Genomic DNA, 13590 nt, shown 5'->3' with positions numbered 1-13590 from the left:
GAGCCTCGAGCTCGCTCTCTTGATCAGGTCAGCGGATCAGCGGAATCCATCAGGGCCGGCGGATGACACCATCCGCAGCGACAGGCCGAAGACATGACCGCACCCGCGACCTTCACATGACCGAAGCCGAACCCTTGATCCGCAGGCGCCGTCCAGACATGACTATGCTGTATCGCTCGACGAACCGCCTCTGTCGTCGTGGCGCTCCCATGGTGAACCTGGCCCATAGCGCCTCCTTCCACTCACGCGAAAAGACTGCACCATCAAAGCCCGGGATCAAACACCTAGGCTATACCTGCCAGTGCGGACGGACGTGGCAGCATCGTCGAACATGCCGATCACCGAGCGAGCGGCACGCTGAACGCCACCGCCCAGCCGGAGATCAACGACGAGGCGCCTCGATCTACGGCCGAATACTGGTCAGGTTGGGCACGATCGTGGGGTGGTCGAGCGCGGCGAAGCAGATTTCGCAGCACGCCCTCTAAGCCGCAATGAACCCCGGCGCCTGGTCAAAACTCGCCAACTGTGGATCGGACGAGGAGTGCCGGCCCCTGCGTCGGATTGAATGGCCCAGACAGTACCAGGGGATGTCGTCCTTTCTGTCCATGCGGAATCGAAGCCGACGATGGTTCAGAAGCAACAACTCATTTTGGGTTAGTTCACCGAGCTGATGTTCTGCGCGACAGCACCGGCTAATCCAAATTTGCGGTGCGATTTTGCGTCGGGGCTACCTAACGCCGCCAGCCAGTCACGCGCTCGCGCAGCCGGGACACGCTGCAGCCGGTGCAGCACGTCGTCATCGAAATGCTCGGCGCGACAAAGAGAGCGTGCGTCTGCGCAGATGCGATCGAATAGGTGCGCGGTCACGAAAGTATCTGCACTCGCTCGATGGAGCCGTCCAGGGAACGAAATGCCCATCTCTTCGATGAGGCCGCCCAATCGATAACTCTTCCGGCCCGGAAACATGCGCCGAGCCAACAGCAGAGTGCAAAGAGTGCGAACGGGCCGCCCCTCAAGGAATTCGCTCGCCTCATGCTCGTAGAATTTTCGATCGAAGCCCGCGTTGTGGCAAACGACGGGCGACGATCCAATGAAGGACGCCAGCTGACGCATGGCTATGGCCGAGGTCGGTGCTCCGATCAGCATCGCAGTGGTTATGCCGGTGATCTGAGTGATCTCCGCGGGCACGCGAACGCCTGGGTCGACGAAGGTAAGTAACTCGCGGCCTGCTCGACCATCCAGCACTTCGCGGGCTGATACTTCAATCACACGAGCCCCCAAGGCTGGGCTGAGGCCGGTCGTCTCGAAGTCGAGCACGACAAAGCGTCCGCCGGGAATGCTGTTCAAGGTAGAGACTCCTGGCGCCTGCTTCGTTGATTCGAGGACAGGATATCATTCAAGGACGGTCGGCCGCGCCTGAAGTCCCCGGGCATTCGGGCGGGGTGATATAAACGAACGGGGCGGCTCGTTGACCATTTATCTGCGGCAGGCGGACTAGAGAGATGACGCTGCACAGCGGGGGGCATCGGCAGCAATCGTCGCTTTAGAAGTGCTCCCGTCGATGACGAAGACAGTGTCTCTGGTGGCTCATTGGAAGCACGTCCTGCGCGCGGGAGAACAACGCTGAGCAGCGGCCATAAGCCGAGCGTGCCGTGGTCGTGCCGACGGCGGTCATGATCACGACTCGCGTCGGATTTTTGAGGCGAAGCTTTTGGAAATTAAGGGATTTATCTAGCGCTCGGCAAACTCAAATCCAGCTTGGGAGGGCAACGCTCTTTCCAGCTGAGCTACGGGCGCAATCCGTGGATGGTGGATAGCTGATTTCCGGACGCTCGGTAACAGGCGTTTGATCGAAGGCCGAACTGGAGAGGGCGCAGGTTCAAATCCTGTTGGGCGGGCCGATTAAGTCGAAGTTGATATTCCGGGGCTGGCAGCCGTGGCGGACCGGCGGCTCGTTGCGATCATCAGGAAGCAGCTTGCCGGATGGGGCCACGCCCACTTCACGACGGATGCATCCGCCTATCGGCCGGCCGCGCCCCGAAGCGCCGCCGACCGCTTGGTCCGCTTCGATGATCCGTGGCCAATCGGTTGCGACCCCAGTGCGGGCAGCGGGCTCGCGTAGGGCGCGTGCCAAGCGGCGGTTTTCAGCCTTCGGTTCAGAGCGGCAAGAAACGCCATGCACATAGATTGGGACGCAGGGCGATGGCAGGTTCGGCTGCTTGGCCTAGATTGATGCGTTCGCATTCGCGCGCACTCTTGAACAAGGAGCCCCATAATGACCCGTTCGATCACGTTCGCCGGCTTTATCGGCCTCGGCCTCTTCCTCGCAGGCTGCAACCCTGAGTCTCAGTCGCAGCGCACGCTTGGCGGCGCGGCAATTGGCGCTGGCGGCGGTGCGCTCATTGGTGGGATCGCGGGCGGCGGACGAGGGGCCGCGATCGGTGCCCTCGCTGGTGGCGTGACCGGTGCGGTCGTCGGCCGGGCGACAACCCCGAACAACTGCATCTTCCAGGACAGGAGCGGTCGCCGTTTCACGGGGCCCTGCCCATAAGGCACGCCTGAGCGCAGCTGCGGGCCAAAGGGCGGGCCGCCTGGCAGTATCTGGTCTCGTACACGGCCGCTCCGCTGGGGTGGCTGCTGTGCGTGAGGGCCAAGACCGCAACCCCTATCGGGGCGGCCCGTCGCACCGGCGACGGTCCGGCCTTCATGAGTGAACGAAACTGCGTCGGATGCCGGCGCAGTCAATGGCGGGATTCCGAGCCAGGACCTGATTGCTGGTTGTAATTTGATCGAGCGGTTCGACCGAATCGGCTATGTGCCGGGATGTCAGTTACGTAACCAGTCATCGTGCGACGGTGCCGGAGAGCGAATGAGGCTGCTTGCTGAGAAGGGCGTGAAGGCCATCTGGCTGATGGCCACGCTCATCCTCTGCGGCTGCTCGGCTGCGGATGTCGGGCCCGTCAATAGTCACGCGGAGAAGACGCCGCCACCGTCGCCGGAATTCGTCCCCGATCGCGGGGATGACGGCTCGATGGTCGTTGGCCTCGCCTTCTCGGGAGGCGGCGTTCGCGCTTCGGCCTTTTCCTACGGCGTCCTGCGTGCTCTTGACGATATCGTCGTCGACGAGAAGCCTTATCGACGCACGATGGTCGATAATGTCCGGATGATTTCCGGGGTCTCCGGCGGCGCCATTACCGCGGCCTATTTTGGCTATCGTGGCCGCGACGATTACCGTGATTTCGATGATCGCTTCTTGTTCCAGCACGCAGAAGCGAGCATGGAAACATCGCTGGCGTCACCCTTCAGCCTGTCCCGGGCAGTGGCTGGCGGCGTCAATGACCGAAATACCTTTGCACGCTGGTTGAACGATAATCTGTTCGATGGGGCAGATTTTACCCGTTTCAAATGGGCGAACGCACCGTCCGTCTGGATCAGCGCTTCGGATATCTACAATCGGACGCCTTTTCTATTTAGCTACGATACCTTTGCGGCGCTCTGCAGTGATCTCGACAAGCTGAAGATTTCGGATGCGGTGGCAGCCTCCGCCGCCGTGCCTGTCGTCTTTGCGCCCGTCGTGCTGGCTGCCACCAAACAGGATTGCGGCTATAGCCGCCCCGCCTGGTTGAAGGAGGCGCTGAGCGGCTCCAACCCATCCACGCGACTGACGGCCTACGCCAACGCATTGCACTCCTATCATGCCGAAGACGGCATCAAGTTTGTGCGGCTGATGGATGGCGGGCTGACGGACAATCTGGGCATAACGGGTTTCGTCCTCGAAAGAAGCGCGTCAAAGACACCGCACGGACCATTATCGGCGGAGCAGGCCGTCAAGCTGCGCCATTTCCTGTTCATCGTTGCCGATGCTGGCCGCGGGCAGACGGATGATTGGGGGGCTTCGATGAATGGCCCCTGGCTGGCGCCACTGGTCGAAGCGGCAATCGATACCGGCATGACCTCATCGTCTCGCCATGGTCTCGACGCTTTGAACTTTGCCGTCGAAAGGTGGAAGGAGCGGGTGGTCCGCTATCGTTGCGGGTTGCCGTTGGAAACCGTGCGCCGGATCCGGGGCAGCGCTGACGGCTGGGACTGCCGTAAGGTGGATTTCAAGGTCGAACACCTTGAATTCGCTGATCTGGAACAGAACGTCGCGTCCCACCTGAACCGCGTCGAAACGCGGCTCTCGCTGCCGCGCGAGCAGGTCGAGCTGCTCATCGAGGCCGGAAGGACGGTTGTTCACCGGAGCGCGGCCGTGAAGCAGGCGGTCGACGATGTCCGCCGCGCTGCGGGCGTCAGCGGGGGAAATTGATCGCGAGGCCCCTGTCGTTCAGACAACGGCGCGTCTGCCAGAACCGGGCCTAACCAAATGGATTGAACGGCGTCGGGAAACGTCCGGTGGGAGCGATTTCCGCATAGGCCGATCGCGCAATCAGCTGTCCGGCTCCGGGCTGCGCAAGCACATTGGTGCCGTCGAAGATCAACTGGCCGCGCTGGTAGGTCGCAGTGGGGTAGCCGAGCACCTCGAGCCCCTCATAGGGCGTGTAGTCGCTGCCATGGTGCTGCAGCGCGTTGGTCAGGCGCATGCGCTTGGTCGGATCGAAGACGACGATATCGGCATCGGCGCCGATCGCGATGGAACCCTTGCGCGGGGCAAGCCCGAAACGGCGCGCCGGATTGGTCGCAACGAGCGAGACGAACGTGCGCAGATCGATGCGCCCCTTGGCGACCCCCTCGGAATAAAGAATCGGCAAGCGCGCTGCGAGGCCGGGAACGCCGTTCGGGATCTTGTTGAAGGGGGCCGTTTCGCCGTGCTGCTTCTTGCCGCGCGGATCGTCGAAACGCAGCGGCGAGTGATCGGACGAGACGATATCGATGACGCCGTCTCGGATGAGTTGCCAGAGCGCCTCGCGATCGGATGGTGGCCGCAGCGCCGGCGAGATCATGAACTTGGCGCCTTCGAAGCCCAGCCGGTCCATGTCGGATTCGCCGAGCACGAGATACTGCGTGCAGGTCTCCGCCCAGGCCTTCTGGCCGCGAGCCTGGGCGCGCGCCACCTCCTCCCCGGACTGTGCGCCCGAGACGTGGAAGACCTGGACCGGGGTGTCGAGCGCCTCCGCCAGCGCCAGAATGCGGTGGGTCGCTTCGCGTTCGACCACCATGGGTTTCGCCCAGGCAAGATGCTTTGGTGCGCTCAGCCCTGCCGCCAGCAGCGCCTGCGTCAGCCAGCCGATCAGTTCGTGATGTTCGGCATGCACGCAGACGAGTGCTCCGGCATGTCGCGCCGCCGCGAGCACCTGCAGGATCTGCGCATCGGCGAGGCGATTGCTCTCATAGGTCATGAAGACCTTCACGGAGCGATGCCCCGCTGCAACCAGCGCCGGCAGTTCTCGCTCGAGAACCTCGGGCGTCGGGTCGTTGATCAGCAGGTGAAAACCGTGATCGATGCGCGCCTGCTTCGCTTTCGCGCCATAGGCCGCAACCGCCTCGGCAAGCGACCCGCCGCGCGTCTGAGGCGCGTGGCAGACGATCGTCGTCGTGCCGCCCGCCGCAGCTGACGCTGTCCCGCTCGCAAAATCGTCGGCGATTTCGGCGCCGGACGAGAAGGGCTGGTCGAGATGCACATGCGTGTCGACCCCGCCCGGAAGGACCAGCAATCCCTTCGCATCGATATCGGTGTCGCCTCGAGGCAGACCGGCGCCGATCGCGGCAATCAACCCATCCTTGACGCCGACATCGCAAACAGAGATGTCGGACGCGGTCACCGTCGTTCCGCCACGAATGACGAGATCGAAATCGCTCATTGCAGTTCTCCGGTTCTGGCGGCTGGCTCGCCATTCACAAGCCGGCGCGGCTGCGCCGCAGTCTCGAGGGGATGATGAAGACGGAATTGCGCGTCCGGTTGGGCGAGCGGAGCTTTGGCGTCGAGCGGCCTTGGGGCGATCCGTCCCAAACGTCGGGAAAGATCACCGACGTCACGAACGATGCCGAAGGTCGCGCCTATGTGCTGCTGCGCTCCGACGTCGCGGTCGACGCTCCCGGCCCCTGCGTCGTGGTTCTCGACCGTGAGGGATGCCGGATCGCGAGCTGGGGCGAAGGTCTCTGCGTCGATGCGCACAAGATTGCGGCAGGCCCCGATGGCGTGATCGCCATTGTCGATCGTGATGCTCACCGCATCCTGTTCTGCGACCGGGATGGCGCGGTGCGGCGCCAGATCGGCGAGACGCATCAGCCGGGCGCGCCGTTCAATCATCCCAGCGATATCGCCTTTGCCCCGGACGGAGGATTCTATGTGGCGGATGGCTATGGCCACGCGCTCGTGCATCGTTTCGACCACGCCGGGCGGCATCTGTCGAGCTGGGGCTCCGTCGGCAGGGCGCCCGGCGCGTTCCTGACGCCACATGGCATCTGCGTTCTCAGCGATGGCCGCGTGATCGTCGCCGATCGCGAGAACAGCCGCGTGCAGGCCTTCACCGCCACCGGCGATCTGCTCGCTGTCTGGGATGGGTTTCTGCGGCCGCAGGATGTCGTCGTCGATGCCGCCGATCGCATCCATGTCTGCGACTCGATTCCCACGCTCAGCCTGCTGGCCTCCGATGGGACCCTGCTCGGCCGCTGTCGTCCGGTGCTGAACGGTGCACATGGCATGTGGCTCGCGCCGAACGGCGATATCCTCCTTGCGGAGACCAGCCCCAACCGCCTGACGCGGCTGTTCCCGGTCTAATGCATCGGCCCGAACAATGGGTTGCGGTATCCGGGAGGGCTGATGCAAACACGGATGACCTCGCCGCTGGTCCAGATGCGGGCCGGCGCTCATCCGGCCTGCGCGACGGCCCTGTGCTGCAGGCGCGACACCATCCGGACGAACGGCCAGAACATCAGGAAATAAACGATCGCGACCGCAACCAGAGGCGTCGGGTTGTACAGAAGGCCCTGGGCGAGCTGCGCGGAACGCAGCAGTTCCTGCAGGGCGACGGCTGAGGCGATCGAGGTCTGTTTGACCAGCTCGACCGTGTTGCTGATCAGGTCGGGCAGCACATTGCGGGCGCCTTGCGGCACCACGACATAGGTCATGCTCTGGCGCCAGGTCAGCCCGGTGGAGCGCGCCGCTTCGCGCTGACCCTTCGGCACGGACTCGATGCCGGCACGGAAGATCTCGGCAAAGTAGCTGGACCCGTTGAGGGTCAGTGCGAGCACGGCGGCGGTGAACTCGTTGAGCTTCAGCCCGAGGAAGGGCAGGCCGAAGAAAATGAAGATCAGCAGCACCAGCGGCGGGATTGCCCGCATGACGTCGACATAGGCGACCAGCAGCATCCGCAGCAGCCTGCTGGGCGAATCCTGCGCCATCGCGATGGCGACACCGCAGGCGACGGATAGCGGCACGGCGACCGCCGCGAGCGCCAGCGTCATCCAGAAGCCCTGCAGGAGCAGTGGCCAGACTTCCCGGAGGACGTCGATATTGAGAAATGTCGTGACGAGTTCGTCCATCACGACCTCGGATGAGCGTAAGCGCGTTCGAGCCAGCGCGTGAAGCGCACGAATGGCAGGAACAGGGCGAGGAACAGCAGCGCGCCAACGGTGAGGGCAGTCGGATTGGCGACGTTCGACTGAATGCTCGATGTCACATTGAGCAGTTCGGGGACCGCGACGACCGAGCCGAGCGTCGTGCCCTTGCTGATACCGATCGCGCGGTTGGTCAGGGGCGGGATCGAGATACGCACGACCTGCGGCAGGATGATATGGACCAGCGTCTGGTTGAAGCCGAGGCCCGTCGAGCGCCCGGCTTCCCATTGGCCCTTGGCGACCGCATTGATGCCGGCCCAGAAGATCTCTTCGGAGAAGGCCGAGAGCACGATCGCCAGCGCCAGGACGGTGGCGGTGAACGGCCCCAGCATCAACCCGAAGGAGGGCAGCGCGAAATAGGCCAGCATGATCAGCACGAGCTGCGGGATCGAGCGAAAGAAATCGATATAGAGGATGATCAGCGCGTTCAGCGGCCTGAAGCCGTAAAGCCGCAGGATCGCGATGGCGAGGCCGAGCGGCACGCCGATCAGCACCGTCAGGATCGACATTTCGATGGTGATGAGGAAGCCGCGCAGGATATCCGGCCAATAGGCGGACATCAGCGAGAAGTCGAAGAAATAGCGGACGATCTGGTCCATGACGTGCTGTCAGGCCCTGGAGCGCGTGACGAAGTCGCGGATGCGCTGGTGTTGCGGCGAGACCAGAATGTCTTCCGGGGTGCCTTCCGCCAGCACCGCACCATGATCCATGAACACGACGCGGTCGGCGACGTCGCGCGCGAAATGCATCTCATGCGTCACGACGATCATGGTCATGCCCATCTCCTTGGTGCGGACCATGACGTTCAGGACCTCGCCCACGAGCTCAGGGTCCAGCGCCGAGGTCGGCTCGTCGAAAAGCATCACCTGAGGCTCCAGCGCCATGGCGCGGGCAATGCCGACGCGCTGCTGCTGACCGCCCGATAGTTGCGCCGGATAGGAGTCGGCCTTGTGCGCGAGCCCGACCAGTTCGAGATGCTGGCGCGCCTTCTGCTCGGCCTCGGCCTTTCCGAGGCCTGCCACCTTGCGCAGCGCCAGGGTCACGTTTCCCAGAGCGGTCTTGTGCGGATAGAGGTTGATGCCCTGGAACACCATGCCGATGCGCCGGCGCAGCAGGTTGAGGTCGACCTTGGCGCCGGTCACTTCCTCGCCGCCGACGCGGATGGTCCCCGCCGTCGGCTCTTCCAGCCGGTTGATGCAGCGCAGGCAGGTGCTCTTGCCCGAGCCGGACGAGCCGACGATCACGACGGCCTCGCCCTTGGCGACCCTGAGATCGACGCCGCGCAGGACCTCGACATTGCCGAAGCTCTTCCGCAGACCGTCTATGGCGACGATCGGGTCTGCGGATGCAGGCGTGATTGCGGTCGCCGACCTCACTTACAGACGGCCTTGTGCTCGGTCGCGTCATAGCCCTCGAAGTCCGGGGCACCGATGCCCGGATAGATCTTCGCCGAGGAGGACGAGGCGTCCGGCTTCACGCCGAACCATTTCTCATGGATCTTGGCGAGCGTTCCGTCCGTCTTGATGCATTCGAGGGCTTCCTCGACCTTGGCGCGAAACGCTGCGTCCTCCTTGCGGAAGGCGATGCCGAAATTGCGACCGCTGTCGAGCACGAACGCAACCTCGGCAGCGGGCGTCTGCGTCGAAACATAGCGCGAGACCGGTGCATCGGCGACGTTGGCGAAGGCACGGCCGATCATCACGGCCTGCACCGCGTCGGCATTCTTGTTGTAGCGCTGGATCGTATAGCCGTACTTGGCTTCGTTGTCGGTCAGCCACTTGTCGGAAATGCTACCATTGTTCACGGTCAGCGCCTTGCCCTTCAGCTCCTCGAGATTGGCGATCTTGCCGCCTTTCTTGACGAGGAAGCCGAGGCCGGTCGGCATATAGGGCTCGCTGAACAGCATCTGCTGGGCGCGCTCCGGCGTGATGTTGGTCGGCGCCGGGATCATCTCATAGCGCTTGGAGAAGAGGCCGGCGAAGATCGCCGAGAAGTTCGAGTCGGTAACGTCGACGCCCGGGCGGCCCAGCTTCTGCGCCAGCGCCAGCGACATGTCATAGGTGAAGCCGGTGGTCTCGCCGGCCGCCGTCTTGAAGCAGAATGGAGCAAAGCCGAGGTCGCAAGCCACTTTCAGCTTCTCATTGGCTGGATGATCGGCGTCCTGGGCCAGCACAGGGGTGACAAGGAGCGCCGCCACGGCGAATCCCTGAACGGCCGTGCGCGCCGCTTTGACCGACAAAAACCTCATCATCCTGCTCCCGTTAGATGTTGTCTCCGGGAACCGCGATCGCCGCGCCTGTCGCTTGCAACGATCCGGCCGCCCAGAGGCAAAACTCTAACAGTGCGAATTCATGCATTACCAATCACTTGTTGTCGGGTTGCCATAACCTTGTGTTAAGTCCCCGACGTCGGCCTCCTGGCCATGTCCGCCAGGCGGAGGCGGGACAAGATCACGCAGGATGTCGACGAAGGCGCGTGCCGTGCGTGACAGGGGTTCGTAGCGAAGTGTCAGCAGATGCGCGCGCACACGCGTCTTGGGGGCGAGCGGACGTGAGACCAGTTCGGGCCATGTCCGGCCGCGCAGGACGAATTCGTCGACAACGGCAACCCCCGCTCCGGCTCTGACCATCGCGCAGGCGACGGGGGTGAAGCGAACGACGGTGCTGATGCGAAGGGGCTCGGGGCCGAAAGCCAGTGCCCTTTGGACAATGTCTCCATAGGGCGTCTGCGGCCCGAAACCGATCAACGGATAGGGGGCGATATCGGCTGGCCGGACGACGCGCAATCGGGTCAGCGGGTGGTCGCGCGGCATGATCGCCATCAGGCGCCCCTCCGTGACCACCTCCGATTGAATGGTCGGCTCGTCCACCGGCAGCACGGAAACGCCGAGATCGGCCCGCGCACTGGTGATCTTGGCTATCACTTCGAGCAGCGTCAGGATCTCGAACTCGACGCGCAGATCGGAAAAGCGCTCGCGCAGCCGCGCGATCGCGTCGGGAACCATGGTCTGGCCGACGCTCGGGCTGGCGACGATGCGGACCGTGCCGGTCCCGCGCTCGCGCAGTTCCTCGGCGAGTTCGTTGACGCGCAGCACGCCCTGGTGGACCTGGTCGACCTCGGTGAAGAGGCGCCGCGCCTCCGGCGTCGGCTGGATCCGACCGCGCACGCGTTCGAACAGGCGCAACTCCAGCCGGTCCTCCGTATAGGCCAGGAGCCGGCTGATGGCTGGCTGCGAGACCGAGAGCAGGCGCGCCGCGCCGCTGATCGATCCGGTGATCATGATTGCGCGGAAAACTTCCAGCTGCCGCAGGTTCAATCGCATGCGAATAACATTCAGTTATGACCTCCAGCCGAATTAGCATGTTTGCTTGGACGTGCCGCCATCTAAGTTCGTCCGGGCTCGGCGGGATGCCGGCATGCCAGGTTGATTCGAGGCTGACCGATGGGACGTTTTCTGACGATTGGGGATGTCGAGGCGGCTATTGCAGGCGGCTCGATCTTTGCTGCGGGCGGCGGTGGCTGGGCCGAGCACGGGCGCATGCTGGGGACTGCAGCGGTGATGGCCGGCCGGCCGGAGTTGGTCTCGATCGAAGAGGCGCCGGACGACGCGATCATCGCGACCGCGGCTGCAATCGGCGCTCCTGCCGGCACGACGGACTGGGAGATGCAGGGCGTCGACTACGTCCGGGCCGTCCAGCTGCTGCAGGATGCGCTGGGCAAGCCAGTCTATGGCCTGATCATCGGCCAGAACGGCATGTCGAGCACGCTCAATGCCTGGCTCCCGAGCGCCCTCCTCGGCGTGAAGGTGATCGATGCCGTTGGTGATATCCGCGCCCATCCCACCGGCGACATGGGGTCGATCGGCCTTGCCAACAGCCCCGAGGCGACGATCCAGACGGCTGTCGGCGGCAATCGCGCCAAGAATTCCTATATCGAGCTCGTGACGCGCGGCGCGACGGGGAAGGTCTCGCCGATCCTGCGCACGGCCTCGGACATGTCGGGCGGGTTCATCGCGTCCTGCCGGAACCCGGTTCCGGCGTCCTATGTGCGCAAGCACGCGGCGCTCGGCGGTATTTCCATGGCGCTGGCGCTCGGGGAGCGCATCCTGGCCGCCACGCCCAAGGGCGGGCCCGCGGTCATCGACGCAATCTGCGACCAGGCCGGTGGATCGATCATCGGGCGTGGGACTGTTGTCCGCAAGTCGGTGCAGTACACCAGCGAAGCCTTTGATATCGGAACCATCCAGGTCGGCTCCGGCGCCGCGGCACGGATTCTCCATGTCATGAATGAGTACATGGCGGTGACCGATCTCGATGGCGCGCGCCTGGCGAGCTATCCCGATGTCATCACCACGCTCGGTTCGGATGGCCGGCCCGTCAGCGTCGGCCATGTCACTGAGGGCATGGAGCTCTCGATCCTGCGCATTGCCAAGGATCGCATCCCGCTGAGCTCCAGCGTGACGGATCCGAGTGTCTACCCGATCGTAGAGAAGGCGCTCGGGATGGATTTCACGGGCTATGCGCTCGGGGGATCCGCCTGACGCGCACATGCACTGCTTCCGCTGTTGCAATAACGACCGATTATGGGCGACGGCGAAATTGGTATGTTTGGCTCTGAGGCCGAGCAGCTATCGTGACACGCATGGCCTGCGGGCCAGACAGCATCAACCGGGCATCTGACCATGAGTGATTTCGATCTCGTTCTTCGCGGCAATGTCGTTCTGTCCGACCAGATCATCGAGGATGGCTATGTCGCCGTCACTGGTGGCAAGGTCGGCGCTGTCGGTGCGGGTACACCGCCTTCGGCGCGCGAGACGCAGGATTTCCGCGGTCAGTGGATCATCCCGGGCGTGATCGACGGCCAGGTCCATTCCGGGAGCCAGGCCAACCACGAGGGCATCGGCATGTGCTCGCGCGCGGCCGCCGCCGGTGGCGTCACCGTCATGGTCGACATGCCCTATGACGAGCCCGAGCCGGTCACCAACGCCAGGCTCTTCAACGAGAAGGTCGCCATCGTCGAACGCGACGCACATGTCGATGTCGCGCTCTATGCCACGATCACCATCGAAAACGGCCTGCACGCCATTCCGGGCCTCGTCGATGCCGGCGCCTGCGCCTTCAAGTTCTCGACCTTCGAGGCGAACCCGACACGCTTCCCGCGCATCGGCGACGACACGCTCTACGAAGCGTTCAAGCTGATCGAGCCGACGGGGCTCCTTTGCGGTGTCCATAACCAGGACCAGGAGATGACGCGCCGGAACATCGCGCGCCTGATCGAGGCCGGCGATACCGGCTCCGACGCCTTCCTGCGCGCCCATACCCCGCTGGTCGAGAACCTCGCCACGGCGCGGATCTACGAGATCGGCGCCGAGACCGGCGCCCGCGCCCATGCCGTCCATGTCTCGACCTCGCGCGGCTTCGAGATCTGCAACCTCTACAAGCGCGCCGGCTACAGGGCGACGGTCGAGAGCTGCGTGCAGTACTTCATGCTCAACGCCGAAGAGCACGGGCCGCGCTTCGGTGCCAAGATCAAGCACTACCCGCCGATCCGGCCGAAGGCGGAGAGCGAGCTGCTCTGGAGCCACCTCGCCGCCGGCCATTGCGATTTCATCTCCTCCGACCACGTCTCCTGGGGGCTGGAGAAGAAGGGCGACCCCAACATCTTCAAGAACACCTCCGGCGGTCCCGGCATCGAGACCCTGCTACCGGCGCTGTGGACCGGCTGCGAAGAGCGCGGCATCTCCCCGACCATGGCGGTGAAGCAGCTTTGCGAAGGCCCGGCGAAGGCCTTCCTGCTCGCCGACAAGGGCCGTCTCGCGCCAGGTTCCGATGCCGACATCGTCGTGCTCGAGCCCGGCCGCTTCATCCATGATCCGAGCAAGAGCCTCGCGGCGGTGAAGTGGAGTTCCTTCGAGGGTCGCGAATTCCGCGTGCGGGTGGCTGCGACCTATGTCCGTGGCGCTCTTGCCTGGGATGGCGCGAAGATCTGCAACGAAGCGGGCGACGGCCGCTTCCTGCGGCCTGCGGCGTAAAG

The 13590-nt window shown here is 64.1% G+C and carries 12 protein-coding genes; 5 read left to right on the top strand and 7 right to left on the bottom strand.

The window, feature by feature from the left end; genetic code table 11:
- Positions 1-654: 654 nt before the first annotated feature.
- Positions 655-1347, bottom strand: coding sequence for a 3'-5' exonuclease (locus AC1DGP_RS15370; protein ID WP_441504883.1), 693 nt, complete (start codon positions 1345-1347; stop codon positions 655-657).
- A 928-nt stretch (positions 1348-2275) separates the two neighbouring features.
- Here AC1DGP_RS15370 and AC1DGP_RS15365 point away from each other — a divergent pair.
- Entirely contained in the window at positions 2276-2551 is a 276-nt protein-coding gene (locus AC1DGP_RS15365) for a YMGG-like glycine zipper-containing protein (protein WP_441504882.1), read from the top strand.
- A 159-nt stretch (positions 2552-2710) separates the two neighbouring features.
- Positions 2711-4306 carry a patatin-like phospholipase family protein gene (locus AC1DGP_RS15360; protein ID WP_476832263.1) on the top strand — a complete coding sequence of 532 codons (1596 nt, stop codon included), beginning with the start codon at positions 2711-2713 and terminating at the stop codon, positions 4304-4306.
- A 49-nt stretch (positions 4307-4355) separates the two neighbouring features.
- On the opposite strand, the gene hydA is transcribed toward AC1DGP_RS15360, so the two are convergent.
- Positions 4356-5798: a dihydropyrimidinase gene (gene hydA / locus AC1DGP_RS15355; protein WP_476832262.1), complete on the bottom strand. Its 1443-nt coding sequence runs from the start codon at positions 5796-5798 to the stop codon at positions 4356-4358.
- Between hydA and AC1DGP_RS15350 the strand changes: the two genes are divergently transcribed.
- A complete protein-coding gene (locus AC1DGP_RS15350) occupies positions 5798-6718 on the top strand; it encodes an NHL repeat-containing protein (protein WP_441504879.1) in 921 nt (306 codons plus the stop codon). The genes hydA and AC1DGP_RS15350 overlap by 1 nt on opposite strands.
- A gap of 89 nt (positions 6719-6807) precedes the next feature.
- Here the strand turns inward: AC1DGP_RS15350 and AC1DGP_RS15345 are convergent, their stop codons facing one another.
- The 5 genes from AC1DGP_RS15345 to AC1DGP_RS15325 form a co-directional block, all read right to left on the bottom strand.
- A complete protein-coding gene (locus tag AC1DGP_RS15345; RefSeq protein ID WP_441490687.1) occupies positions 6808-7482 on the bottom strand; it encodes an amino acid ABC transporter permease in 675 nt (224 codons plus the stop codon).
- The gene (locus tag AC1DGP_RS15340; protein ID WP_441490688.1) at positions 7482-8156 is read right to left on the bottom strand and encodes an amino acid ABC transporter permease; all 675 of its coding nucleotides are present in this window, start codon (positions 8154-8156) and stop codon (positions 7482-7484) included. Before AC1DGP_RS15340 ends, AC1DGP_RS15345 begins: the two co-directional genes overlap by 1 nt.
- Before the next feature lie 9 nt (positions 8157-8165).
- The gene (locus tag AC1DGP_RS15335) at positions 8166-8933 is read right to left on the bottom strand and encodes an amino acid ABC transporter ATP-binding protein (RefSeq protein WP_441490689.1); all 768 of its coding nucleotides are present in this window, start codon (positions 8931-8933) and stop codon (positions 8166-8168) included.
- Positions 8930-9805: a substrate-binding periplasmic protein gene (locus AC1DGP_RS15330; protein WP_441504878.1), complete on the bottom strand. Its 876-nt coding sequence runs from the start codon at positions 9803-9805 to the stop codon at positions 8930-8932. Before AC1DGP_RS15330 ends, AC1DGP_RS15335 begins: the two co-directional genes overlap by 4 nt.
- A 108-nt stretch (positions 9806-9913) precedes the next feature.
- Positions 9914-10879, bottom strand: a complete 966-nt coding sequence (locus AC1DGP_RS15325) for a LysR family transcriptional regulator (protein WP_441504877.1) — start codon at positions 10877-10879, stop codon at positions 9914-9916.
- Between the two features lie 120 nt (positions 10880-10999).
- On the opposite strand from AC1DGP_RS15325, the gene AC1DGP_RS15320 reads away from it, so the two are divergent.
- Together AC1DGP_RS15320 and AC1DGP_RS15315 are read left to right on the top strand one after the other, a co-directional pair.
- Positions 11000-12097, top strand: a complete 1098-nt coding sequence (locus tag AC1DGP_RS15320) for a DUF917 domain-containing protein (RefSeq protein WP_441504876.1) — start codon at positions 11000-11002, stop codon at positions 12095-12097.
- A 141-nt stretch (positions 12098-12238) separates the two neighbouring features.
- Entirely contained in the window at positions 12239-13588 is a 1350-nt protein-coding gene (locus AC1DGP_RS15315) for a dihydroorotase (RefSeq protein WP_476832261.1), read from the top strand.
- Positions 13589-13590: the final 2 nt, after the last annotated feature.

Source organism: Allobosea sp. 05T433 (genome assembly GCF_056396065.1).
This window is presented reverse-complemented; position numbering and strand designations above follow the sequence as displayed.